This is a genomic window from Pseudoalteromonas sp. AS71 (genome assembly GCF_038900275.1).
GTDB lineage: Bacteria > Pseudomonadota > Gammaproteobacteria > Enterobacterales > Alteromonadaceae > Pseudoalteromonas.
Map to the genome: position 1 here is coordinate 53,917 of NZ_JBBMQZ010000017.1, position 24,530 is coordinate 78,446.

Genomic DNA, 24,530 nt, shown 5'->3' on the forward strand with positions numbered 1-24,530 from the left:
AAAATAGATAAACTAAAAAGTAAGCTAGCCAATATTTTGGCTAGCTTTTTTATTTGGGCTATTTAAAAGCGCTCGATTGACCACTGAAGTGCAATGATTGCGATGGCAACGGAGCCCATTGGCATTAACCACTTTTTATACCAGGTGTAGTTTCGTACATAAATGAGTATTGGCAGCGCAACCAGTAATATACTGAGCTGACCAATTTCGACCCCTAAATTAAATGCTAAAATGCTCAATAACTGATAGTCACTCGACAAGCCAAGCTCACCAAGTACGCTCGCAAATCCCATGCCGTGCAGTAAACCAAAAGCAAAAGTAAGCCACCCTAAACGAAGTACCAACGGCCAAACATTATTTAATGCTGCAAATAAAACCGATATAGCAATTCCAAGCTCTACCCAGCGACTATTTGGCGAGACTAAGTTCATAGCTGTTGCTGTAAGCGTAATAGAGTGCGCAAGCGTAAACGCGGTTACTATCCATGCTGTGTGTTTAATAATGTGTTTTTTAGAGCTAATACCTTGCCATGTTTTGTTACTACGTTTTAAAACACAGGTAAGTAATAGGGCGATTAAAAATAAAATATGATCAATACCTATCCAAATATGTAAAACACCTTGATAAACGTATTGATTGAACGTGCTTAAATAACTGGATTTTTCAAAGCTAAATGTTTGCTGAGCCTCGTTGATATTAAATACACGAGATACACCGTTTATATTTACGATAGATTTATGATTAGCATCGGTTTTAAAAAAAGCAGAATACGAAAGAGAGATTGTTTCACTATCATTGCAGTTAAACAGCAGCGGAATAACCAAATAAGGCTGGTTAAAATGGTTATCTAGCTGATAGATACCTTCACTTTTTAATGGGCATGCTTGCGCGTTTTGCGTGATATTTAAACTTTCTGTAACGAAGTTATTAATTGAGCTGCGTTTTGCTTTTATTTCTGCCCACGAAATTTGCCCGTCTTTATCTAAATCTAGAGGCACTGCGTGCTCTAAGTCGGCGATGTTAACTTGCCAGGTACCCGTGTATTGGCTTTTGTTGGTGTCGTTATCGTTCTTGCTATTTAGGGTTATATAACTTGTACTTAGTTGATGGGAAAAGCTGTAAGTTGAGAAAATACACAGCATTAAAGTGAGTATAAATAGATAAGGCGTTTTCATAGTGTATCTCGTTGCATCGCTTTTGCTTTAATAAGTAATTGCTCATCGGTGCTCATTTTAGCCTGTTGCCAATTAATATGAGCCCAGTAAAGTGCTTTTTCACGATTTGGTTGTACATCAAGGTAATATTTAGCTAAGTCACTCGCATGAAAAGAATCTTTACGAAGCTCTCTAAGTGTAACTCTTTTCGCCATTGTATTTTGCCATTTTTTATCGCGTTTATTTAGTTTTTTTTCTGCGATTGAAAGCCTTAGCAAAATAGCATCTTCTAAATTACTTTTATCTGGAAGCAGTACGCTTAATGTATTTAATACTTGTTGAGGTTGATTTAGCGCAATTTGAATATCGGCCCATAACACAATGAGGCTCACAGGAGCTTGAACTAAATCTACGCTTTGTAAGTGAGACAAAGCTTGCTTGTAGTTACTTAGACGGTAGCTCATTTCACTTAAAACATGGTTTGTAGCTAAACTAGTTTGGTTATTGTTTATAATTTTAACTAATGTTTGGTAGCTGTCTAAAACACTTTCATGCTGGCTTTGTACGTCTAGCACACAAGTGCTAGCAGTAATGGTGCTTACTTGACCAATCAAGGCAACACAGTGTTGTTTTGCTTTTGTAAATTCACCTTGGGTCATCAATATATTGGCCAGCAACAAATGGCTATTACTGTGCTTTGGTTCGGTAATCAAAACGTTGTTGGCAACGTTAATTGCTTCGTCAAAAAGGTGCTCTTTTTGTAAAACACGAGCATATAAGTAACCAATTTGAGACGTGGGTGTTTGGTTATATAACTGAGCTAAGCGGGTTTTAAGTAGCCCTTGTAAGCGCTCTGTTTGGCCTGCATATTGGCTATTAGTCACTAAAGTATTTATTTCGTCAACAGAGAGAGAGGCACTAAATGTTGAATTGCTTGAGGCAATAACTGCGTCATCTTTTGGAGTATAAGGAGCCGCACTCACCGCGAAAGAGGTTAAGCAAATAGCAATAATAGTGAGGGGTTTAAGTACTGATAAATGCATTATAAATATCCTTTGAAAAAAGCCATCCGTGGCCTGTCAGCTTAATGACTTGGTTAGTTACCGCTTGTAGAAATTAATCCATCAACATCGGTATCAGTGTTTGTAAACACCCGACCATTAACAGTTAACGGCTCTGCATTTGGCGCTTGATTAAATGCATCGGTTGCAAATTGAGCAAAGTCAACTTGCAGCGCCTCAATTGTAATACTTACTGTTGCAGTAACTTGCGAATTAACGCCATCACTTACACCAAACATAAAGCTATCTGAACCTGTTGCTTCTTTATTAGGTGTATAAGTAAAGTTACCATCACTGTCAACATTAACAGTACCGAGCATTGGCTCGCTTGTTAACGAGTAAGTAAGTGAGTCGCCATCATTATCGCTTGCGTTAAGCATATCGGTAATGCTTATTTCAGTTTGTGTTGTTAGCATTGCATCGCTTGCTGTAGGTGCGGTGTTTACAACCGGTGTAGGTTGTTTTTTATCGTCATCGCTACTACATGCACACAATGTTAATGCACTGAGGAGAACACAAATATGGGTAGTTTTTAAATTACGCATCAGTTAACTCCTTATTTAGATCCTGCAATAGGTGTTGCAAGGTATGGGAATGTTGAGTCCATCATTGTTGCATCAATAGGTGCGCCATCAGTAAATGGAACTGTACCCGTATTAGCATCCTCTGGTGTACAAAGACCTAAGTCAGTGTCTTCGCCATTTACAGGAATAGGGTGACATAAGCGACCCATCACAACGCGCAGTGCAATATCAACTACATCATCACCCGGGCGACGACCATTTGGGAAACCAGCTAAGTCATTGCCAGCTACACCAAATGCAGATTGATCAGCTTGTGCTGTTGCTGCAATGGCTGTGTTTAAACGCAGCATTTCTGAAGGTGTGACCGTTGCTTGTTGATTAACGCCTGCAAAACCCGTTAAAAATGCAGTGATTAAATCAGTACGCGGGAAGTTAGTGGGTGCCAAAGTTTCTAAGTTTGCGCCAAGAGTGGTATTAACAGCATCTTTAAACAAAATATTTAATAACTCTGGTAGTGCTGGGTGAGATACATAATCTAAAAATTGTGCATCGTCTTTAGGGTGCGCAGTAGAAAATGTGTCCTTGTCTTTAATGCCAATTACAAGCTCATTTACAAGCGGGCTACCTAGGCGTGAAACCTGAGTTAATGCACCACCGTTTACCGCATTATTAGCAAATTTAGCATTGGGGTTTAATACACGTGCTTGCGGTAAGCTTGCTGTTGTCCACGAACCTATTACGCCGTTACCTTCACCGACAATACAGCTTTTAGGTATTTCGATAGCGATTGATGTTACGTTTTTATCTGCAAGGTCGTCATTATCAGCTGATTGCGTTATACCACCTGGAAAACCACCGCCGTCACCAGCACCAGGGGCGCTATCACCTTCTACAGGTACATAGTTAACTAAATCAAATGTTTTACCTAGGTTAACTACAAACGGGTCTTTACGCTGTCCTACAAAAACTTGTGCCATGCTCTCACAGTTAGGAATTGAAACCTGATAAACAAATTGATCTGCATAAGTTTGATAATCACTCATCGATCCAAATGTTTTATCACCTACATAATCAAGCGGTTTAGAAAATGAGCTTGAGTTTGATGCAGTGTTATTTAATACCGTTGTTTCGCCAGTACGCTGCGCGCCGCTAATCATGGTCATTGTGTATGATTCACTAAAATTTGCTGCGCTGTCATCACCTGCAGCCACGCCGCCAACATTTTTAAGTGGTACCGAAACTGTGCGTTGATTACCTTCAGGTCCAACTGTTAATTGCACGCCTTGATTGTCGTTAGGGAGCATGCTTTTAAAGTTAAACGCAAATGTAATATCTTCAACAGCATCGCCGTCGTTATCTATATGAATGCTGTAGGTAGCATCTGGGTCCATTGCAAAGTAATTAGGACCGCCGTATGCATCTTGCAGCGGGATATAGTTAGCTATTAGTGTTACAAAATCACCACGACCTTGCTCGTAACTATTAAATACATAAAAATCGGTTGAATCTAAAGTCGGGAAACGGCTTATATTTGGCGCTTCTCTGTGGCTAGATGCTTCACTTGGTGCACTTACAAACGTACTACATATTACTACTGCGAGTATTGATGGAGTTAAAGCTTTCATGACTTTGTCCTTTAGTTTTGATTGAAGTCATAGCTAATAACGGGGCAGGATTTAAATTGGATGCAAAAAAGTTAAATTAATTTTATATTTTGTTAAAAACTTAAATTGAGGATTGGCTGCTTTATACAAGCAGCCAATATTAGTCGTAATAGTAAGGTTATAAAAGTACCAGCTCTGTTGTGTATAACACCTCGGTCGGTGATCCATTTGGCGAGCCACCAATAGGTTCTAAACTTACTGCTAGCAATGCAATATCACTTGCGTTGAAGCGGTTATCTTTTAATAATATTTTACTTCCTTGCTTGGGAAGTAAACCTAATGAAATAGGCGCATCTTGGCCTTTTAAAATCATCCAAAGCTCATAATCTTTATTTGTTTGAGCAACCAATTGGCTACTGGCTTTGATAGAAAGCCCTTGATCGTTAACATCAATAAACCATAATGATTGCTTATCTTGATTTTGGACCAAGGCAATTTGTTGCGTTTGAACAACATTATTAGAAGGTTGAATAATCAAAAAGGCTAAAACAATACACGCGGCTGTTGCAACAAAAGACCATGTACGCCAAATAGATGGCTTAGTATGTATAACCGTTTTACTTGTTCGTGGCCTGTTTTCAATGCGCTGTAGAATATTTACCCATACATCGTCACGTGGTGTTTGTGGTGTAATAGCACTGGCTAAGTTGTTTAGGTTTTGCTCCCACATACTTGTTGCTTCACGTGCTTGGTTCGAACTAAGCAACAGACGCTGAAAGCGCTTACGTGCAAGCCCTCTAAGCGTGCCAAGCACATACTGCCCAGCAAGTGCGTCTAATAGTTCGGGTTTATTATAATTCATAATGTTAAACACCTTTGTAGCTGCATAAGCCCACGCCTGATCCAGCTTTTAACTGTACCTAATGGCGTTTCTATATGATCCACTAACTCGCTATGACTCAGCCCTTTGTAATAAGCTAAGTGAATAGCCTGCTTTTGTTGCGGCTCAAGTTGTTCTATACAATTAACGAGTTTTGTTTCTTCATCGTAATTAATGTCAATGCTTTCATTCTCATATTCATCATCGCCTAGCGACTGCTCTTTCCGAACTTTGTGATAGCGCATCGAATCAAGACTTCTATACCTAACAATACTTATCATCCAGCTAATAACTGTGCCTTTAGAGGCGTTATATTCAGATGCGTTATGCCAAATTTTTATAAAAGCGTCTTGTAGTACTTCTTCCGCATGAGCTCTGTTAGAGAGCATGTTCAAACTAATAGCAAAAAGTTTGCCGCTGGTTTGTTGATATAAACTCGAGAAAGCGTTTTTGTCTCCTTGCGCTGTGGCGCACAAAAGAGGGAGTAAATTATCATTATCCATAGGGTTCCTGTTTTTCTTATTATCATTGAGTAAACGGTTGAGGGTGTGATTTGGATGCAAAAAACTTTAATTGCTTTTTAGACTAGCTGTTTTATACGTTAGTACAAGCAATAACCGATCAGTGTTTGAAATATAAACGTGTAGGTATAATTTATTCACATGTTTGTAAAAAATGCATGAAGGGCAGAACGCACTTAAAATTGCTTTGTTATTAACTTTATATATCAATAGCTTATGGTTTTAATTTGAATTTAAAATACCATTTATATGGCGTGATATTTGCAAAAGAATGCATAAAGCCGCTTAAATTAAGATTAATAAATCGGAATTATTTACACAAAGGAGAGACTATGTGGGCTGCAATTGGTTATTCACTTTTAGCATTACTACTTATTTTTATTGGTTGGGAAGTAAACTCTGTTTACTTTGCTATTGTTTTTTATTGGACTGCGCTGTCACTTTTATTAGTGAGTACCGCATATATTTTTAATATAGCAAAAATATTTAGAAAACGTGAAAATGGGGTGATCCCATTTTATATACGCTGGGCATTTGTACCGTTTTTATTTGGTGTGCAAATATATAATGCCTGGTCGCGTAAGCATGACAAAGTACCGCCCATTCAACAAATAAACGAAAATCTATTTTTAGCTTGCCGATTATTTCCCTCAGACATAGACACATTAAAAGATAACGGAATTACGGCGATTCTGGATGTAACGTGCGAGTTTGACGGTCTAGAGTGGAGTTCAACGCAAGAGAACTTTAATTACTTAAATATTCCGGTGCTTGATCATAGTGTCCCTACACACTCGCAGCTAAATCAGGCTATTAATTGGATACATCACCATATAAAAGAAAATCGTCGCGTAGTTGTACATTGCGCCTTAGGCCGTGGGCGGTCTGTTTTTGTAATGGCGGCTTATTTATTGAGTCAAAACAAAAATGCAGATGTACATGAAGTACTTGCGCAAATAAAAGAAACCCGCGAAACCGCAAACTTAAATAAGCATCAACTTCGTCGTTTAGCTAAGCGTCATAAAAAAGGCGAGTTGCTGATTAAAAACAAAGCTGTTTTAATTGCAAACCCTATTTCGGGTACGCGATTGTGGAAAGAAAAAGAGCATTTAATTGTTGCGCGGTTATCCGCCTATTACGATTTAACAGTATTGACTACTTCACAATACGTTAACGGTATTGAGCTTGCTAAACAAGCAATTGCGCAAAAGCCAGACATTATAATTGCGTGTGGAGGCGATGGTACAGTGGCCGAAGTTGCAAGCGTACTTGTAAATACACAATGTAAGCTAGGAATCATCCCAATGGGGACTGCAAACGCACTTGCGCATGTATTGATGGGTATAAGCTCTAAGTTTATTCCAGTAGAACAAGCCTGTGACCTAATTATAGATGGTCAAACAAGCACAATAGATACGGCTTATTGCAATAATGAATTAGTACTTTTATTAGCGGGTATTGGTTTTGAGCAATCAATGATTGAAAAAGCAGATAGAGAGTCGAAAAATAAATCGGGGCAACTTGCCTATCTAAATGGTTTTTTTGAAGCTTTTGGCGAGCAAAAATCACAGCTACTTAATGTAAAACTCGACGATAATGAGCCCAAAGAAATATGTACAAATAGCTTTATTGTGGCTAACGCTGCGCCTTTTACAACATTATTGGCTCAAGGTGGTGGGCAGCCAGATCATAGTGACGGGCTTCTTGATGTAAATTGGCTAACACCCAATAATGAAAACTCAACAACCATTTTAAGTATTGCTGAGCTGATGTACAGCAGCTTAACGCAAACACATTTAGCTATAAACTCACACCATACAAATGCTAAAAGAGTCGAGGTTACAGGCGAAGGTGAGCTTAAATACGTACTTGATGGTGAAATTAAAACTGCTCACAAACTCGTTATTACTATTGAGCCGGCCTCATTAAAAGTGATTTGCAAAGAGCAATAAATCGCGCTTGTTACAATCAAAAAAGGAGCTAAATTAGCTCCTTTTTTACATCATTTTTTAATTGATGGCCAAACAAACCCTGTTGTATCAGGTGCTTGAGAAGATGTTTCTCTCGGTGCACTTTTTGGTCTACGAATAGGTTTATTATTTATAGTGTGAATATAAAGTGCTTCCACTTTATCGCGAGCCCAAGGCGTTTTACGCAAAAACTTTAAACTCGATTTAATGCTCGGTTGATCAGTAAAACATTTAATTTTTACTTGTTCGCCAAGTGTTCTCCAGCCAAGTCGCTGTTCTAACTCAACAAGTATTTGTTCTAACGTGACCCCATGTAAAGGGTTTTTAGGTTGATTATTCATAGCCATACTACTTATTTAAACTGCGTGCATTGTAGCTCAAATCAGCTTTTAGCGCTAATTCACAGTGATTGTTTTAGGAGCTGTTGGGTAAATAGCGTTACCTTGTTTATCTATTTTAAGCCAAATGAGTTGGCTGTTACTGTGCTGGGGTGTTTTAGCACCGCACAAAAGTGTAAATGAGTGAATTTGTATTAATGCCCCTTCGCTATAGCGTTTGTTGTCGTACCAGCAACTAGACCCTTCGCTTACAAGCTGGTTTGCATCAATAATTGAATGGGTTTTAAGAGTTGTTGCTTCACTGAGTATTGAATACGATAAGCTGCTAAAACAAAAGCATATAACTAAAAAATTACGCATTAGAGGCCTTTAAATAGGGTGGGTTAAAAATAATACATTAAGCTAAAAAACGTGCTAGTGTAAAGTACACAAAGTGATTTTAATTATAAACTTAGTTACACACAGAACAAGTTAGATTCAAATAAAAAGGTGCACACAATGCAATTTAATCAAACAATGATCGAAGAATTCACACTATTAGCAAAATTTCCTCGCGAGAGTAAAATGCAGGGTATTAAATTACACTCAGACGCAGAACCAAGCTTACTTAGTGCAGCGCAACGTTTATTTGAAAAAGGGATTATAGATAGCCCAGATGGCGGATATTTAACAGATCTGGGCTTAGATTTAATTGAGCATATTACGGTTATTCATAGCGCGCTACAAAGTTAATTACTAAACTAGCTTAATTTGCATCGGGTTGATTTTGCGGTGCAGCATCATTAAATGCAGCTAATTTATTACAATGTTCGTAAATGGCTGCAATTTTTGGATAAACGTTCATATTTACGTTAAAACGAAGTGCATTAAATACTTGCGGCACTAAACAAATGTCAGCAAGTGTTGGTTGGTTACCAAAACAGTAGTCATCATTTTTGTTTAGCATCAGTTCTATTTTTTCAAAACCAACTTCTATCCAATGTCGATACCACTTATTTTTAGCTTCGTCATTAACACCTAATTCGCTTGATAAATACTTCAGCACGCGTAAATTATTAACAGGATGAATATCGCAGGCAATGGCAAAGCTTAAATTTCTTATTTGTGCTTTTTGCCACGCAGTCCCTGTAATTAATGGCGATTGCGGATAAGTTTCATCAAGCCATTCCAGTATTGCAAGCGATTGCGCTAAAACACCATCATCGGTTTCAAGTGCAGGTAGTAACCCTTGGGGATTAGTTGCTAAGTATTCCTCCCCAAGCTGCTCCGATTTTAAAAGGTTAACAATAGCAAGTTTATGATCGATTGCTTTTAAGTTAAGCGCTATACGCACTCTATAAGCCGCTGATGAGCGAAAGTAGCTGTATAATTTCATAACTAATCCTCTGCACCTGTAAATTGTTTTTTTATAGTACGCCAGCAATCGGTGTAATTTGGTTGGCGTTCTTTACCTTCTAGTGCATATTTTGTCGGTGAAATTATATAGCGCGACTCAAACATAAAGGCCAATGTGTTTTCGTATTTTTGTGGTGTAAGCTCAGCGTTTGAGGCTTTTTCAAATACGTCGGCTTCAGGTCCATGTGGCGACATACAATTGTGTAAACTTGCGCCACCAGGTACAAAACCATGCTCTTTTGCATCATATACACCCTCAATCAAGCCCATAAATTCGCTCATAATATTGCGGTGGTAGTACGGCGGGCGGAATGTATTTTCGGCTACCATCCAACGAGGTGGAAATATCACAAAATCGACATTTGCCATACCCTCAGTAGCCGAAGGAGAGGTTAGCACAGTGAAGATAGACGGGTCGGGGTGATCAAAGCTCACTGTATTCATTACATTAAAACGCGATAAGTCGTATTTATAGGGGGAGCTATTACCCGTCCATGCAACAACATCAAAAGGTGAGTGTTTTATTTCACAGCTGAATAAATTACCGTTAAATTTAGAAACCAACTCAAAATCACCTTCTTTATCTTCAAAGGCAGCAACGGGATATTGAAAGTCTCTGTCGTTGGCATAACCATTGGCACCAACAGGTCCTCGCTCTGGAAGCTCTAACGCATGGCCGTAATTTTCACAAATATAACCACGGGCTGTATCGTCAATTAAATCAACAGCGAACTTAATTCCTCTGGGAATTACAGCAATTTCACCTGGTTTAATGCTTAACTTACCGCACTCGGTGTGAATTAATAACTCACCTTGCTGAGGGACGAACAATATTTCGCCATCGGCATTACAAAAGTAACGCCCTTGCATTGACTGATTAGCGACATATACATGAATGCCAATACCCGATTGCCCATTGGCACTGCCATTAGCTGCCATCGTTACCAAGCCATCAATAAAGTCAGTAGGCTGTGAAGGCATATCAATAGGGTTCCAACGTAGCATTGTTGGTGGTGTTACGGCTTCAGTGATTGGGGCTGTTCTTATTAAGCCGTTATCAATTGTTTGATAATCACCTTGCACTACCGATGGACGAAGGCGGTAAAACCAAGTGCGACGATTTGAAGCACGTGGAGCCGTAAATGCAGTCGAACTAAATTGTTCGGTGTATAAATCGTATTTAACCTTTTGTGGGCTAAATTGTCCTATTGGTAGTGCACCGGGTAGCGCTTGTGTTTCAAATTCATTCCCAAAACCTGTCATATAACTTAATTGTGTTGCCATTACTGACTCCTGTGAGAGGGGGGTTGGTTTAATATTTTTATTATTTCAGTTAAGGTACTCTCAAGTGAGACTAATATCAAATGTGCAACTACGCATCTGTGTAAATATTAATGAACACCAAAGTAAACCTTACAAAGCTGGGATAACCAAAAATGAAAATTGATTTAGCAACGTTTTTACCTTATCAATTAACGAATATAGCAACACATGTAAGTAACGATTTTGCCAAGGTTTATCAAACTAAATACGGTTTAAATATTCCCCAGTGGCGAATACTTGCTAATTTAGCGCAGTATGGGCAAAGCAACGCAAAGGATTTATGCACACAAGCAAATATGGATAAATCGACAGTGTCGCGCGCGGTAAAAGTACTAATAGACAAAGGCTTAGTGAGAAGTGAATTAAATAAGCAAGACAAACGCGTAGCATTACTTGTGTTGAGCCAAGCAGGGCAAAACTTATATGAAAATATTGCACCCGATGCACTTAATTGGGAAAAACAATTACTGAGCACTTTAACCAACGAAGAATACGAAGTGCTAGTGAATATTTTTGAAAAGTTAAATAACAAATTAAAAGCATAAAAAAGCCCACAAAGTGGGCTTTTAAAAAATGTTTTAGGTTACAGTTCTAAATTAGAAAGTGTAACGAACACCTACACGCATTTGCCATACAGATGCATCTGATTGTACAGATGTATTTGCATTATTCGCATTAAAGTCAGAGTAAACGTAACGACCCTGATCATCAAGTGATGTTGAAATCATGCTAGCACCAACGAAAGGACCTTTCTTAAGTACGCCCCAATCATCGTTTAACAGGTTAGTAAGGTTATCAATTACGAAGAATGCTTCACCTTTGTGACCTTCCATAAAGCCTGGAAGCTCTTGTGTTAACTTAAAGTTAAACTTAACAAACCAATCAGAGTTTTCTGCGTTACGGCTAGTCGTTTGACCACGTTCTAAACCATTTGATGCAATAAATTCATTGAATTCATTGATATCAGCAGCACTCATGTTGTAAACAACGTTTGGATCGTTTTCAAGTGGAACATACAATAGTTGGCGGTTACCATTCCAGTTGTTGTCACCAAAAGTACCATCACTTCCATCAAACGTGTAGCTGTATGGTAAGCCTTTATATGCTTCACCGAATAGATTAAAGCGAGTAGCAAAACCATCAACAAACTCATGAGTATAACCAAGAGTCATAGTGAAACGATGTGGAATTTCGTAATCAGATGAAGCAACACCAGGGTTACCTGGATCAGTTAGGGCAATGTTACCGTAGTTTGAACCAGCTACAGAGCTTGTCATTGGGTTAACATCGTCTGAGTCTGTATATGCATAACCAAAGTTAACGCTTACGCCATTATCAAACATTTTGCTAACAGCTAATGAAATAACAGATGAATCACCGCTATCACCGCTCACATTTGTTAGTAAGTACTCGTTTGCACGACCTTCGATTGATTCGTATATAGGACGACCATCAAATGTAGTTTCGCCAGAATCTTGAAGTGCGATGTCACGCATTAACGCAGCGTCTTTCTTCTTCGAATATAAGTAATCAAGAGAGATTACGTACTCGTTTTCAGTTGTGTACGTTGCACCAAGTGAGTATTTCCACTCTGATGGGATTTCAAAGTCTGGGTCAACAGCGTTTGCAGTTGAATCGCCTGAGCCGATTACTGTGTCAGCTACTGCATCAAATTGAGACTGAGGTACTTCAAATCCTGGAGTACCATTATTTACATTAGGTGTTGCGAACAAGTCGATAGAACCAAACTGGTTTGCGCTAATGTTTGTAATGCCGTCGTTTGAGTAAGAGTTAGATAACCAAACATTAGGGTTACCGCCTGAGAACAAGCCAACGCCTGCACGTACTTCAAGTGCATCTGTAGCGTACCATTGGAAGCCTACACGTGGTTGAATTAAATCAATACCATCAAATGTACTTTGGTTACTGTAGCCATAGCGGTCAGTAAAGTTTTGATTTAAGTTAGGTACATCATCACTTGTATATTTGTCATAACGTAGACCAAACGTGATGTTTGCATCTAAATCAGTGAATGAATACTCGTCTTGCACGTAAAATGTATGCTGAGCGTACGAAAAGCTTGCAGCTGCATCGTTAGGATCATTTGTACCAGCAGCATTGTTGTAGTAAACAGCACTTGCAATACCATTTTCAAAATCATCAACATTGTTGAAACGGTACTCACCTTCAGTATGCTGAACGAATAAGTTAAATACATCTAACTCTTCAAACTCGTAACCAGCAGTAATTGTATGTTGATCTAGGTAATAAGTACCTGCAACTTTAAATGTAGTTGTATCGTAATCTAAATCGTTTGATTGGCGTGAGTCATCTGGACCAATATAAACTGTACCACCATCTTCGGTACGAATTTGCATTTCACCAAAACTGCTTGCTGCATCTAGTGATTGTACTGTTGCATCAAGCTCAGACTTACCAATACGAACTTCAGTAGAGAAGTCATCTGACCAATCAGAGTAAACAGATGCAATGATTGAAGTGAATTCTGCACTTTGGTCATAAAAGTGGTTAGATAGTGATACACGGCTAGAGCCAGTATCAGACTGTGAAACAGTATTACCATCGTTGTAGTTATAGATTAAGTTTGCACGGTGATCTTCGTTGATGTTCCAATCTAGTTTAACTAAGATTTTTTCATCTTCAACAGGCATACTTGAAGGCATTCCGCCTACATCGTAACCATATACAGTTTGAGCAACGCTTGTGATACGCGAGATATCATCAGCAGTTACACTGCCACTGCTTAAACCATCGTAGTTAAACTGTTGAACACCTTCAAGTTTTTCATATGAAGTGAATAAAAATAGTTTATCTTCAATTAGTGGAAGACCTACGTTGAAGCCGTAACGTTTTTCAGTATAGTTACCGTTATCAACGTCATCACCTTCAATTTTATCACCCTTGAACGAGTCGCTTGTGTAATCGTAGAAAACAGCGCCATGAACATCATTGCCACCAGATTTGGTTACAGCGTTGATGTTACACGATGTAAAACCACCGTATTGAACGTCAAAAGGTGCAAGTTCAGCTGAAACTTGTTCAATTGAATCAAAAGAGAAAGGGGCGCGAATAGTAGGGTAACCATTTGAGCTTAAGCCGAAGTTATCGTTCATACGAACGCCGTCTAGCGTTAAGCTGTTATAACGAGGGTTACCACCACCACAGTTAATTGAACCACGGCTATCATCAATTGTGATACGCGGGTCGATACGAATAATATCTTTTAAATCACGGTTAATAGCTGGAGTATTTTCAAGATCTGTTAGCGTAAATGTAGACGCCGGACCAGTACCACCAGACATAGAGCTAATTGGTGCGCCAGAAACTACAATTTGTTCCATGCTTGATTGTGACTCAAGAGAAACGTTTACAGGGTAGTCGTTACCAATGTTTAATATAATGTTATTAAATTCTTGGTCTGCGTATACATCTGAATCAACAACTACTTTATAAGGACCGCCAACACGCAGGCCTTTAGCTGTAAAGTAACCAGCGTCATTTACTTCAGTTGTTTTTACTGATCCAGAAGGCACGTGTAAAATTGTTACTTTAGTGCCGGCTGCTGGGTTACCGTTAGGCCCCATTACTTGACCTTTAATTGCAGAGGTCGTTTCGTTAGCCATTGCAGCGCCACTTACACCAACACATGCTGCAATAGCAAGTGAAAGAGCTGTTTTGCGTAATTGAGTTTTCATTTAATTTTCCCGTGTAGTTATTAATTAAATTTTTATATTTTTATTTTAAAATTTTGTAAAATAAACAGTTGAAGTTCATTTATTCAAAATCCGTTACTAGTGTACCTTATTTATTCGTTACAAATAAAATACAACTGCAATATATTTTTAATAAATAGTAATATATTTGTCTATTTGAGTGTTTTTTTGAGCAATAACTCTATATCGGGGTATATATTACGTGGGCTTTATGACAAACATGTGAAATTGTAGGGGTAAAATAAAAAAACCCATTACAAATTTGCAATGGGTTTTGTTAACAAATAACTAAATGTGTTATTACTTACCTATTAAGACTTAAAACTTGTAGCTAATACCAACTTTAGCCTGCCAAGCTGATGACGATGAATTGATTTGTGAGTAATTACGCACATCTGCACCGCCAAAGCTGTTGTCTATTTTATATCTGCCTTGGTCATCAAGGCCACCAAAGTCATAAATAGTTTGGTTAGAGTAACCTAAGCGTTTTTCTACACCCCAGTCGCTGTTTAGAAGGTTTGCGAAATTATCAATCATTAGATAAACCTCACCAGTGTGACCTTCAGCAAAGCCTGGTATTTCTTGCTTAATGCTAACGTCCATCGTAGTAACCCAAGGTTGAGTTGCTGTATTTTTACCTAAAATACCACCACGCTGAGATATACCAGCACGCTCTAGTAATGGTTCTAACTCAGCCCAAGTCATACCTGATTCATCCCAGTTTACATTTGGATCATCAGCACCTGTAGGTATATATGGTAAGTAAGCACCATTACTGAAGAAACTACTCGTATCACCCAAATCACTGTCTTTATACATGTTCATTGTATAACTAAATGGACGACCTGAACGACGTTCAAAATACACGTTAAACTTAGTCGCATACCCTTCAAAAAACTCTGTGTTATATGCTAAGTTGATTTTAAAGCTGTGCTCAACTTCGTAAAAACCACGTGCTGCAATATCTTCATTACGATTTACTGTAATATTATGCTTGTAGTTGCCTTCCGCTTGAGAAGCTGAACCGGCTGATGACTCGGTAACATCCTGGTGTGCATAGCTTGCCGATACAAACAGGCCATTATCCCACTGTTTAGCAATACCTGTTGAAATAATAATTGAACGTCCATCATCAGATGAATTCGTCATTTCTATGTCAGCGTTATCAGCTAAAGAGCCACTATAAATAGTTTCATTTATAACGCGTTCACCATCAGCTGCAATACCAATTGGGTTAATAGATGTATTATGCCATACCGCCTCATTCTCTTTTTTATGATAAGCAATCTCTGCTTGCCATTTAAAGCCATCACCTAATAGTTCAGAATCAAACTCATATTCAAAACCTATTTGGGTGCGAATGCTTGAAGGCAATTTAAAATCAGGGTCGATATAAGCAACGCTACCAGCACCTTGTTCTAATGAGTTTTTAATTTCATCAGGCACCTGAGTAATATCAGCAGTGTTATTTGCATAGTAGTCGTTAATTACATCGTTAGGAGCAGATACTAATGTAATACCATCGCTTTGGAATGAGTTGTTATACCAAACATTTGGAATACCACCTTGGAAGCGACCAATACCACCGTTAATAGTAAGGGCTTCTGTTACGTAGTATTTAAAGCCAACGCGAGGAAGTATAATGTCTAGACCATCTAGATTTTCTTGGTTAGTAAAGCCATACGTATTCGCAAAATTTTCATTTAGAGTTGGTTTATCGTCTGATGATAAACGCTCATAACGAACACCTGCTGTGACTTCTAAATCGTCACCTACATAAAAAGTGTCTTCAATGTAGAGTGCTAGTTGGTTACGTCTTACATCATATGCTGTATCAGCTGAATCATTAGTGTAAGCATTTTGATAAGAGAAATCATAAGAACCAATTTCACGGTTTTCAAAATTTTCTAAGCTATCAAACTTCCACGTGCCAAGAGAGTTTTCAGCAAATAAGTTATATAAACGAAGTGACTCATATTGAGCACCAAAGTTTATTTCATGCTCATCCATTAAATAGGTAGCATCGAGTGTAAAAGTTAAATTTTGCGTTTCAGAGCGGTTAGCATGACGATATTGATCTGTACCAAAGTTGTAAGAAGGGCCATTTCGACCATCTTCATCAACTGAAATACTACCTAGATTTGAGCGAGTTGCGCTATCAGAGGTAACATCTTTATACGACACACCAATTTCAGTAGAAAAATCTTCAGTCCAATCAGAGTAAAGCTTTGTTGAAAAGTTATTGAACTTCGTTACGTAGGCGTAGGTGTTCGATGTTAGTACAATATTATCGCCACCGGTGCTAGTGTTACGCTCATCTTGATCGTCTTGCCATTGGTAAGTAAAATCTAAACGATGGTCATCACTTGCGTTCCAGCTTAGCTTAACTAACAGGTTTTTATTTGTATCTTCTGGCGCACCTGCTAATGAATCAGTCAAGCCATATTCATTATTTAAAATAGAAATGAAACGGTTATAGTTAGCTTCAGAAGTATTAAATTCGTTGGCTGCACCAGAGCCGTCAAAGCCGTAATCAAGATCTAATTCGCTTGACCATTCTGAATAGTTAACGAAATAAAACAGTTCGTCTTTAACAATTGCGCCACCAACGTTAAAACCAAATCTTTCTTCAGTTTTAATCGGCTCTACTTTATTTGTAGAATAAGTTTTATGACCTAGCTCATCAAGGTCATCTTCTTGAACAATGCTATCGACATCGCCTGCAATCTCTGGAGTAGAGATTTCATAAAAGCCAGAGAACTTAAACTCATTTGTACCAGATTTTGTTACTGCGTTAATAGTACCGCCACCAAAGTTACCTTTAGAAGCTGAGAAAGGAGATACATCAACAGAAACTTGTTCAATAGCATCAAGTGCTACAGGAGGCTGAGAAGTAGGGTAGCCACCAAAGTTCAAGCCAAAGTCATCATTTTGGCCAATACCGTCAACAGTTAAACCGTTGGTACGAGGGTTACTACCTGCAAACGTTAGCTCGCCATTACCATTAATACTGGCAAGTGGGTTTAAGCGCGCAATATCTTTAATGTCGCGGTTAAAGGTTGGCATGTTCTCAATAGTATCAGAACCAAATGAGCTGCTTGAGCCACCAGATTGCTGAACAATTTTATAACCAGACACTTCAATCTTTTCGATGTTTAGCGGAGCAAGCTGCGAGCTTAAGCGGTAAGTTTCACCAAGGTTCAAGTAGATATTTTCAACAGTCGTATCGTTAAACGTATCAGAGTCGATGATAACCATGTAAGGACCACCTACACGTAAACCATTAGCGATAAACGTACCACTTTCGTTTGTAGTTAGTTCGCTAATAGTTCCCGTTGGTTGGTGAACTACTTTGATTTTAACGTTTGCAGCATTGCCACCTGATGGCGTTGTAATTTTACCACGCATTGCAGATGAAGTATCAGCAGCCATTGCGCTTGTAGAAACACCTAGAGCTAAAATTACCGCTCCAGTTAATTTCGAAAGGCGAAGCTTAGTCATAATGTTGATTTCCCGTGTGTAGGTTATATAAATTTAATACTGTTTATTTGTCAGTCGTCATTTTTAATGCCGTTTCTAACTCTTTTGCAGAAGGGTCAAATAAGGCGTTTAATAGTCCAGCTAATCGGATACCCGCTTGTTGTAGGCGTGTTTTTACAATTGGAGTGTTGTTATAAATGTAGCTGTACCCAACTTCGTCGTTGGTATATTTATAAATTTTTGTGGCTAAATTATGAGATTCTTCAACCCATGTCATAGGTGAGCTTTGTAAATACTCAGCAATTAACTCGCTGTTATTTGTATCAATAAATTGTGCGTACTCAGTAAACGACAAATTCTCGTTCTCAACTAACTTTGTATCCCAAAGGCTGTGAAGATTTGTTTCTTCGTTAAAAAATGAAACCTTAATACGGTTACCACCTCTGTCTTCACCTCTACCAGCATGAAATGGTTGGTGACTGTCGCCCACCAAATGTACTAAAAAACGTAAACTGAACTGTTTAGCATCTAACGTGCTGTTGGTATCAGTAAGTGTTTGCATTGAATAGTGAATGCCTTCTAGGATATTACTTACAGATTCTTTGTTTTTAGTGTGATCGTGATTGAAGCTGAAAGATTTTCCTGGTGCTGCATTAATATAATGCCAACGAGATGATTGCTTTTGCCAAAACTCGCCAGGAGCTGAGCGCATTTCATCAGGCCAGGTTGATATTTGTGCAAGTGATTCGCCATCAAGGTAGGGTTGTATTGCTGCTTTAGTTGTTTCGCTTATATGAGATTGTGCGATCTGCCCTACAATACGGTGGCCATTTTGACCCCAAGCATGTGAGTCAGTGCTTGTAAATATTGCACTAATCAAAAGCGCAGAAGATATCGAGTACTTTATATTGTTATGCATTAAAACTTCCTAAATGAATATTTCATGGGGTTGCTATAAGCTAATGCGGACAATTGTCCTCATTTTTAATGTTGATAGGAAGGACTTATTAAAATTCATAGTTTCTTATTAACATTACTTTTAAATCAATAGTTTATATTTAACAGGTAAAATTACTTATTGTAATAAGTAAGCGAAATTGTTCAAATACACTATATCGTCTATTTTTGAGTGGCATTGCTTTGAATTTTAAAAATATTGTGTTGCACAAAATGTTAATTGTTACATTTTTGTTTCTGTTGTTGGTCGTTACGTGGGTTTGCGGTCAAGTTAGTGTATACAATGATGAATTACACTTTCCAGTTATGATAGAAACCTCAACTGAGTGTCAAACAACTGCAACAAGTAATAAAGGCCAATTAATTGTTTTTACACAATCAAAAAAAATAGCTAAGTTATTAACACAAAAGTTATGCTCTGATAACGTAGTGGCTAAGCAATATGGCTCTGTAAAAGGGTATTGGGGATATAGAACGGCAGACAGCTTTGAGTTTGTTGGTAAAGGAATTGCTGACTTAATTTTGGCTAAAAACAATATTATGGCAGCCTTTAAGGCAGAGTCGACATATAACTACCAGCCCGTTGTTGGTTTTTCTGACTACACGGCTTTTTTTATATCTTCTAAAGAAAAGCCTCGACTCACCAAACAATACTTTTTAGATAAGCGCATAGGTTTACTTGATTATCCGACCAGCCGATCAGGGCATATTTTACCAAAGCAAACGTTTAAAGAGTTGGATATTAATATAGCCAATTTGAAAATCACTTATGCGAGTTCTCATAACGAATTACGTGATTTACTCGCTAATGGAAAAGTAGATATTATTGCTTCGTTTTGGAAAGAGAGCGACGAAAAGCGTTTTTCAAAAAACTATATTACGCCTTTGAGTAATAATATTTCTGGAACAAGGTGGTATTTAAAAATGCAGCAAAACAACACTGATTTATTATGCGCAGTGCAGGAGAACTTGCTTGATATGTCTAAAGATCAAAGTTTGCATTACTATCAAAACGTACAGCCATTTTGGCGTTGCGGTGCCAACTTAGTAAGCTTAAAAGAGGGGGGTGGTGATGAGTAAGTATAAGCAACTAATTGTTATTATAAGCTTATTTTTTATTTTATCGTCAGTCTTTTATATTTCTGTAACTCAGAAAGGCCAGCAAGTAGTTAAACAAAAAATAACGCAGATAGAAAGGCAAATAGCACTCGACTTACCATTACTCGATTTATCAAATGAGCTGCTAAAGCATTCAGGTAATAAAGATGCTGTTAACAGCTACATTAAAACTTTAAATAGCTACATTAATTCGAACGAGCTTAAAGTTGTTGCTATTGCACCAAAAAGTGAAGTAGTAACGCCTGTAAACTCAGACCAAATAATACGTAGTTTAAGCACTAATAACGGACTCGTATTAGTTGTATTTAACGTACAACAAACCCACTTTACATTAAGCCATTTTATTTACTATTTTATATTTTTAGTATTAAGTGTGCTGATTAGTTTTTGGGTAAAGTTTGCGTTTATTAAACAAAGCAATAAGCAGTTTAATAATACACAGCATCAACTAATTACTGAGCCTACGCCGCTTGTACTTATTGTTGATCTTAACGATAAGACATTCTCAAGTAGTTGTAATACAGAACAAAAAATGTGTTTAGCCAATAAGCCATTGTGCTTTTATTTAGCACTTGTAGAGTATTGTACAAATAACGATGATGTAGCGCTTAGTCATAATAAAGATGTGCCAGAGGAGCTGCTAGAGCTTGCTAACAAGTATTTTTATAGGTTGGTCGAACTCGGCCATACGGTTAGAAAAAGGCCTAACTTTAATAATAGCCTAGAAAAAACCCTGAGCGAAGTACGTGCTGCATTAGATGAAGTACTCAGCGAGTATCCTGAAGAAAAAGAGTTATATTATCCACCTAAAGCATACGGGGAGGGGTCTCGCTCTCGTCTGCATAGTTATGGTCTGGTCAATATTAGAAAGGGCAATATTGAAATAATAGGAAAGTAACAAGGTTACTTTCCTATTATTAGAGGCTATTTAGGAGTAAATTCAGCCGTTTTAAGAGGGCTGTTTTTTGATATGAAATCTTGAAGTGCTTGGGCATCTGTTTCGTCTGTACTAACAAAGCCTTTTTTATTTGTAAGCGCAGGATAGCCATCACCGCCTGACGCGTTATAGCTATTTAAGCTCATTCTATACGTTTTATTTTTGTTCAAAGGTTGGCCGTTAATAACAACATTAACTAACTGATTATTTTTACGCTCAAACGATAGTTTATGGTATTGCAAATAAGCGCCAGCATCTGGTGGGAAGCTCGTTACTGTATTTAAATAATCCCATAAATCGCTGCCTTGCCAATCCATATAAGTAATACGGTTTTTAAAAGGATGTACTTTTAAAATATCTTTATAGCTTACTTCACCAGCTTCTATTGAGCTGCGAATACCACCACCACTTATTAGTCCAAAATCAGCACCTACTACGTCCATTTGGGCTTGAATAATCACGCGAGCAAGATTTGTTTGTTGGTAACGAACTTTGTTTCTGTCACCTTCTAAGCGAGCATCCACTTCACCAATGGTACCTTCAATTTGTTTAGCGCCTTTTGCTTGGTATACCGCTAAATAAGATTCAAGTTTTGAGTCTGGTTTAATGTACTCGTTTGCTAACACTTCTTTAGTTGAGCCATCAGCTTGTACTTTATCTACATACAAATTAACTGGCATCAGTTTGTAGTCTAGTAACGTTAATTTTCCGTTTTCAAGCTTAAACTCAGCTTTACCAACATACTTACCCCATTCATGGGCTTGCATAATGTAAGTACCGTTTTGTTGGTCCGGTTTACAGGCAAGACCTGGTTTAAAGTTATCGTCATTTACATTTTTATCGCTCATACAAACAGGTTCTTGAGAGTGGCCACCAATGATCATATCAAGCGTGTTCGCAGGAAGTGAGCGAGCAAGTGTTACATCGCCGGGTGCGTTAATACCAAAGCTAGCATCAACATAATGACCCATATGAGTCAGGGCGATTGTAATGTCTGGGTTGTACTTAGCTTTTATTTCTTTAGCTAGTTTTGCTGTAACATCAACAGGGTCTTTAAACTCCAAGTGCCCAATATATTGAGGGTTACCAATTTTAGCTGTGTCGGTTGTTGTTAAACCAATAACAGCAATAGTTAAGCCATTCTTTTTGAATATTTTGTAGCTATCAAACGCGTGTTCGCCTGATTCTTTTTCAAATATATTAGCTGATAGAAAAGGGAAATTTACCCATTCTTGTTGTTGATTCAGTACATCAATAGGATTGTCGAATTCATGATTACCCAATGCCATCGCATCGTAACCAATCAGCGACATACCTTTAAAGTCAGGTTCTGCTTTTTGTAAATCTGATTCAGGAATGCCTGTATTTATATCACCACCAGAGAGAAGTAATACTGCATGACCTTGCTTTTGAGCTTCATTGCGTAATGTGTCAATTAACGTTTTGCGAGCGGCCATACCGTATTCGCCTTTTTCGTTTTGCCAAAAGCGCCCATGGTTATCATTCGTATGAAGTACAGTTAGATATTGAGTTGCAGGAGAGTTGCTTGCACTTGGGTCGGAAGTTGCCGATGTGCACCCAAGTACGCTTAAAAAAACTGAAAATAAAATAATTATTCGCATAAAATACCTGTCTATTAAGGCCCACTTAATTTATTGAGCGGCTAGTTTAAACTAGTTTTATGCGAAAAAAACGTACTTATTTACATTTTACCTTAATTACGGCTTGTTGCAGCTGTTTCTCTACGCTTTAACTCTTCACTCGCATATTTAGATTTTTCATGGTTTGTTGCAATCATCCACGTTAAAAAGCTAGCGGGTAGTTTTGTGTAAGCTTCGCCTCGGTGTAAACCAAAGTCGCAAATTGTGTGTTCAGTATGTTGCATTGTCAGTTCCTATTGTTTTGTGTTTTTTAAAGGTAACAAAAAGTAGGTATGCTTTTAAGATGATTTAATTTTAAATGATTAGATTTATATAGCTAAAAAGAATATAAGTAACACTATATGTAATTAATTTGTTATCAACGCGGTCTAATTTGTATCAACTCACACTTTAGAATCGATTTTAATCGCCTATGGTATTAATGTGTTAACACATTAACAATTAACTAAAAAATATAACAACGGGAATATAACATGAAAAAACTTTTACTTGGCTCAGTACTCGCTGCAGTAAGCTTTACAAGTGCTGCCACTATTGTCGAAATGAACACGAGCCAAGGTGTCATAGAAATTAACTTGTTTGATCAACAAACACCTAAAACAGTCGCCAATTTTTTAAGTTACGTTCAAGACGATTCATATAACGAAACAGTAATTCATCGCTCTGTTAGTAACTTTGTTATTCAAGGTGGTGGATTTACATACTCTGATTCATTAGATGCGATTACTACAAAGCCAGCTGTAGAAAATGAGCCTGTTTTTTCAAACGTTAAAGGCACCATTGCAATGGCTAAATTATCAGGCAATGAAAATAGCGCTACAAGTCAGTGGTTTTTTAATATGGCTAATAACAGCGCAGGAAGTGCAGCGCTAGATACGCAAAATGGCGGTTTTACAGTGTTTGGACAAATTACTGCCGCGAGCCAATCAACTTTAGATAAAATTGCTGCTTTAGTGCATTGTGGTGAAACTCCCGTTGTTGATATAACTGCTGAGCAATGTGCAAGCACTGATGTAACAATTAGTAGTGCTAATTTGGTAACTATTCAAAGTGTAACCGTTATGGATGATGATCCTAATTCTTCTGCTGGTCTTACTGTAACTGAAAACACGTTAATTGATTCAGGTGCACCAATAAGCTCAGATAGTAGTTCTGGCGGTGGGCTAGGGTGGCTTTTAGGCGCTTTTTTACTTGTGTTTCCTCGTTTAAAACGCGCTAAATAATTAAATCTTATGTAATAGTAATGTGGCAGACGTAAATTACCTTTAACATTACTATTATTAAACTTTGCTATTTAAAGTAATACTCGCCAAACCATAGCTAGCCAAATTGAAAATACACAAATACAACCTAGTAAAAATACTTTAAAACGTGCGCGTACGTTATTTTCACCTAAATGAATAACACTATGCACAATGCGTGTTGCTACAAATAAACAGGCCAGTATAGCCACAAGTGTACTGGCGCTATTTAGTTGTAGTGCAAGTAAACATCCCGCGTAAAAAAGTACAGGTATTTCAAACTGATTTGAAAAGTTTCTATCTGCAACCCTAATAGTGTCGCCAGCCTTATCTAACTGCATTGTTTTAAAATCGCTTAAATCTAGCTGTTTGTTTTTAGCTGCTGCAAAGCGCCTTTTACCCATAATGAGCATTACAACCAGTGAAAGCGTAACTTGTGCAAACATGGCAAGTATGATGATTTTTTCCATTGTTTTTCCTTATTACTATTTAGAGTTTGTGTATCTTTTTATATTGAATGATTTTTAATCTCGAAGATTGGCATACTCGCAACTAATATTCGATTATGAAGGCATTTTTCACAATGTGTTACACAAAATAGCGTTATTTTGTAGAAAGTTATTAATTGAAA

22 protein-coding genes are annotated in these 24,530 nt (G+C 37.8%); 6 read left to right on the forward strand and 16 right to left on the reverse strand.

The annotated features are described in order from the left end of the window. Positions 1–62: 62 nt before the first annotated feature. From WNY98_RS13705 to WNY98_RS13730, 6 genes are all read right to left on the reverse strand, one after another. Entirely contained in the window at positions 63–1,175 is a 1,113-nt protein-coding gene (locus WNY98_RS13705) for a HupE/UreJ family protein (RefSeq protein WP_342878155.1), read from the reverse strand. Further along, positions 1,172–2,197: a hypothetical protein gene (locus tag WNY98_RS13710; protein WP_024600514.1), complete on the reverse strand. Its 1,026-nt coding sequence runs from the start codon at positions 2,195–2,197 to the stop codon at positions 1,172–1,174. The genes WNY98_RS13705 and WNY98_RS13710 overlap by 4 nt, the downstream gene beginning before the upstream one ends. Before the next feature lie 53 nt (positions 2,198–2,250). Beyond that, complete coding sequence (locus WNY98_RS13715; RefSeq protein WP_342878156.1) at positions 2,251–2,760, reverse strand: Ig-like domain-containing protein; 510 nt, start codon at positions 2,758–2,760, stop codon at positions 2,251–2,253. Positions 2,761–2,771: 11 nt separating this feature from the next. Next, positions 2,772–4,364: a DUF4331 domain-containing protein gene (locus WNY98_RS13720; protein ID WP_024600512.1), complete on the reverse strand. Its 1,593-nt coding sequence runs from the start codon at positions 4,362–4,364 to the stop codon at positions 2,772–2,774. 157 nt (positions 4,365–4,521) lie between these two features. Further along, the gene (locus WNY98_RS13725) at positions 4,522–5,205 is read right to left on the reverse strand and encodes an anti-sigma factor (protein WP_342878157.1); all 684 of its coding nucleotides are present in this window, start codon (positions 5,203–5,205) and stop codon (positions 4,522–4,524) included. Next, positions 5,202–5,726 (reverse strand): sigma-70 family RNA polymerase sigma factor, encoded by a 525-nt coding sequence (locus tag WNY98_RS13730; protein ID WP_342878158.1) that lies wholly within the window; start codon positions 5,724–5,726, stop codon positions 5,202–5,204. The genes WNY98_RS13725 and WNY98_RS13730 overlap by 4 nt, the downstream gene beginning before the upstream one ends. A gap of 350 nt (positions 5,727–6,076) precedes the next feature. Here WNY98_RS13730 and WNY98_RS13735 point away from each other — a divergent pair, with 350 nt between their 5' ends. Beyond that, entirely contained in the window at positions 6,077–7,696 is a 1,620-nt protein-coding gene (locus WNY98_RS13735; RefSeq protein ID WP_342878159.1) for a diacylglycerol kinase family protein, read from the forward strand. 50 nt (positions 7,697–7,746) lie between these two features. Here the strand turns inward: WNY98_RS13735 and WNY98_RS13740 are convergent, their stop codons facing one another. Then, positions 7,747–8,055, reverse strand: a complete 309-nt coding sequence (locus WNY98_RS13740) for a VF530 family protein (RefSeq protein ID WP_024591820.1) — start codon at positions 8,053–8,055, stop codon at positions 7,747–7,749. A 54-nt stretch (positions 8,056–8,109) separates the two neighbouring features. Continuing rightward, complete coding sequence (locus WNY98_RS13745; RefSeq protein ID WP_076925657.1) at positions 8,110–8,412, reverse strand: DUF1496 domain-containing protein; 303 nt, start codon at positions 8,410–8,412, stop codon at positions 8,110–8,112. A gap of 138 nt (positions 8,413–8,550) precedes the next feature. Between WNY98_RS13745 and WNY98_RS13750 the strand changes: the two genes are divergently transcribed. Continuing rightward, entirely contained in the window at positions 8,551–8,784 is a 234-nt protein-coding gene (locus WNY98_RS13750) for a TIGR02647 family protein (protein ID WP_342878160.1), read from the forward strand. Between the two features lie 13 nt (positions 8,785–8,797). Here WNY98_RS13750 and maiA read toward each other — a convergent pair whose 3' ends face one another. Next, positions 8,798–9,427, reverse strand: coding sequence for a maleylacetoacetate isomerase (gene maiA, locus WNY98_RS13755; protein ID WP_076925654.1), 630 nt, complete (start codon positions 9,425–9,427; stop codon positions 8,798–8,800). A gap of 2 nt (positions 9,428–9,429) precedes the next feature. Continuing rightward, positions 9,430–10,731: a homogentisate 1,2-dioxygenase gene (gene hmgA / locus WNY98_RS13760; RefSeq protein ID WP_342878161.1), complete on the reverse strand. Its 1,302-nt coding sequence runs from the start codon at positions 10,729–10,731 to the stop codon at positions 9,430–9,432. A gap of 152 nt (positions 10,732–10,883) precedes the next feature. On the opposite strand from hmgA, the gene WNY98_RS13765 reads away from it, so the two are divergent. Further along, positions 10,884–11,315: a MarR family transcriptional regulator gene (locus WNY98_RS13765; protein ID WP_342878162.1), complete on the forward strand. Its 432-nt coding sequence runs from the start codon at positions 10,884–10,886 to the stop codon at positions 11,313–11,315. Positions 11,316–11,366: 51 nt separating this feature from the next. Here the strand turns inward: WNY98_RS13765 and WNY98_RS13770 are convergent, their stop codons facing one another. The 3 genes from WNY98_RS13770 to WNY98_RS13780 all read right to left on the reverse strand — a co-directional run bounded on the left by WNY98_RS13770 (position 11,367) and on the right by WNY98_RS13780 (position 18,903). Further along, positions 11,367–14,486 carry a TonB-dependent receptor gene (locus tag WNY98_RS13770; protein ID WP_342878163.1) on the reverse strand — a complete coding sequence of 1,040 codons (3,120 nt, stop codon included), beginning with the start codon at positions 14,484–14,486 and terminating at the stop codon, positions 11,367–11,369. 336 nt (positions 14,487–14,822) lie between these two features. After that, positions 14,823–18,005, reverse strand: a complete 3,183-nt coding sequence (locus WNY98_RS13775; RefSeq protein WP_342878164.1) for a TonB-dependent receptor — start codon at positions 18,003–18,005, stop codon at positions 14,823–14,825. A 43-nt stretch (positions 18,006–18,048) separates the two neighbouring features. Then, positions 18,049–18,903: a S1/P1 nuclease gene (locus WNY98_RS13780; protein WP_342878165.1), complete on the reverse strand. Its 855-nt coding sequence runs from the start codon at positions 18,901–18,903 to the stop codon at positions 18,049–18,051. 251 nt (positions 18,904–19,154) lie between these two features. On the opposite strand from WNY98_RS13780, the gene WNY98_RS13785 reads away from it, so the two are divergent. Together WNY98_RS13785 and WNY98_RS13790 are read left to right on the forward strand one after the other, a co-directional pair. Then, positions 19,155–20,021, forward strand: a complete 867-nt coding sequence (locus tag WNY98_RS13785; RefSeq protein ID WP_083707599.1) for a hypothetical protein — start codon at positions 19,155–19,157, stop codon at positions 20,019–20,021. Further along, positions 20,014–20,958, forward strand: coding sequence for a hypothetical protein (locus WNY98_RS13790; RefSeq protein ID WP_342878166.1), 945 nt, complete (start codon positions 20,014–20,016; stop codon positions 20,956–20,958). Before WNY98_RS13785 ends, WNY98_RS13790 begins: the two co-directional genes overlap by 8 nt. Positions 20,959–20,984: 26 nt before the next feature. Here WNY98_RS13790 and ushA read toward each other — a convergent pair whose 3' ends face one another. Further along, positions 20,985–22,619 (reverse strand): bifunctional UDP-sugar hydrolase/5'-nucleotidase UshA, encoded by a 1,635-nt coding sequence (ushA, locus tag WNY98_RS13795; protein WP_342874871.1) that lies wholly within the window; start codon positions 22,617–22,619, stop codon positions 20,985–20,987. Positions 22,620–22,711: 92 nt separating this feature from the next. Continuing rightward, a complete protein-coding gene (locus tag WNY98_RS13800; protein WP_182720648.1) occupies positions 22,712–22,882 on the reverse strand; it encodes a hypothetical protein in 171 nt (56 codons plus the stop codon). Between the two features lie 249 nt (positions 22,883–23,131). Between WNY98_RS13800 and WNY98_RS13805 the strand changes: the two genes are divergently transcribed. Continuing rightward, complete coding sequence (locus WNY98_RS13805; protein ID WP_197184882.1) at positions 23,132–23,881, forward strand: peptidylprolyl isomerase; 750 nt, start codon at positions 23,132–23,134, stop codon at positions 23,879–23,881. A 71-nt stretch (positions 23,882–23,952) separates the two neighbouring features. Here WNY98_RS13805 and WNY98_RS13810 read toward each other — a convergent pair whose 3' ends face one another. Beyond that, entirely contained in the window at positions 23,953–24,369 is a 417-nt protein-coding gene (locus WNY98_RS13810) for an MAPEG family protein (protein WP_076925639.1), read from the reverse strand. Positions 24,370–24,530 lie beyond the last annotated feature (161 nt).